This is a genomic window from Pseudoalteromonas sp. SR45-5, assembly GCF_014163565.1.
GTDB classification, from domain to species: domain Bacteria; phylum Pseudomonadota; class Gammaproteobacteria; order Enterobacterales; family Alteromonadaceae; genus Pseudoalteromonas; species Pseudoalteromonas distincta.
In genome coordinates this window covers 1-1500 of the sequence record NZ_JACJDN010000811.1, presented here as the reverse complement: position 1 = coordinate 1500, position 1500 = coordinate 1, and the positions used below count along the sequence as shown (strand labels likewise).

The window sequence follows — 1500 nt, the reverse complement described above, 5'->3', positions numbered from 1 at the left end:
TGTGACTTTAAATTCTTTATATTCTGCGCTTTTTAATTGCTGCGTTAACGTTACTTCTGTGTTTAACTGTTTATCCATTTTTGCAGTTAAATCACCTTGGTATTGCACTGCACTTATATCAAACGCATCTACACTATTAAGCGTTAATTTAGCATTTATAAGCCCAATGGGTTTTAAGTCTATAAACTCACTTATATTAAAGTGACCACTAAGGCGAAGCCCATTCGCTGTTGCAGGTGCAAACTCAGGTAAATTTTCAAGCACAACGGCGTAATCGCCTATAATTGCAGCGCCAGATAACTGAGCATTAACGTTAATATTATTTATATCGGGTGTATTTATTTGAGCTGACAAAGTTGACTGTAAGTCTTCAAATGGAGATGTAATATTTAGTGTTGTATCTGTTATTAAAATATCAAATTGCTTATCGCCCATGCTTACCAAATTAATTGCAGGTACCCTCAACCCACTAGCCTCTAAGCTAATTGATTGAGGGAGTTTAAGTTGCCAATTTAAAGGAACTTGTTTGCTAATAAAGCCTGCATATTCACTTGGTGGAATTAACTCAGTACAGCTTGGTGTTAAATTAATTTTGTTATTAAGCAAATCGGTATTAAACATTAACGCTTGGCTATTTAAATTAAAACGCGTCGCCAATTTACCAGTGGTTAATACGTTAACTTTGCACTGCTCATACGTGTGAGCAAACTGGGAGCTAATATCGCCATTTAACTCAAGTTCTATACCATCAAAGCTAAATGCTTGCTGAGTATTAAAGTTAAAATCTGCTATTAATGTATTTTTAGTGTTTATAACGTGCTTTAAAAAAGTGTCATTAATTTCAAACTGACCCCTTACTTTATTAGCAGTCAAAATTGCACTTGCGTTTATATCACCTGAGACATTAAATTTATTTAATTCGGGTTCTAATATGCTTATTTTAAGTGGCTTATTGAGCTCATCACTTTTTACTACAAGCTGTTTAATATTGATTAATGGGCGATTTAAGGGAAGTGCTAAATCGAGATTTTTAGCAAGCTGATTAGCATTAACACTTTTAGGGAGTGGATTAACTGTTAGCACTGCATTTTCAATATCTACACGCTTTGTATTTGCAGTAATACCAGTAAGTTGTAATTGTTGATTTTGATAATTTAAACACACTTTATCAGCATGAATATTTAAGCTAGACGTGATTGAAAAATCAAGGCAGTTTAATGTGACACCCGCTTTTTCGAGCTCAGGCGCTATAACCCACTGTAATAAAGGCAAGCGAAATACATAACCAAGCAGTAAGGTACTTAGTAATACAGCTCCAACAATTAAACCAATTCGCTTAAACATACTATCCTTAAATGCTTTGTGCTTTTAGCTATACTAATACCAACCTGCATAAATCTTTGATCAATTTAACGAATTAAATTGCACTATAACGTCGTTAAAAGTTTTTTATTTAGAACAACTAGATATAAAAACTTTTGCCTAGTTCTAGCGTAATTT

At 33.5% G+C, this 1500-nt stretch carries 1 pseudogene; it reads right to left on the bottom strand.

The features are described 5' to 3' along the window. Nucleotides 1-1344, bottom strand: a pseudogene (locus tag H5072_RS19270) (hypothetical protein); the annotation flags it as partial. Between the last annotated feature and the right edge of the window lie 156 nt (nt 1345-1500).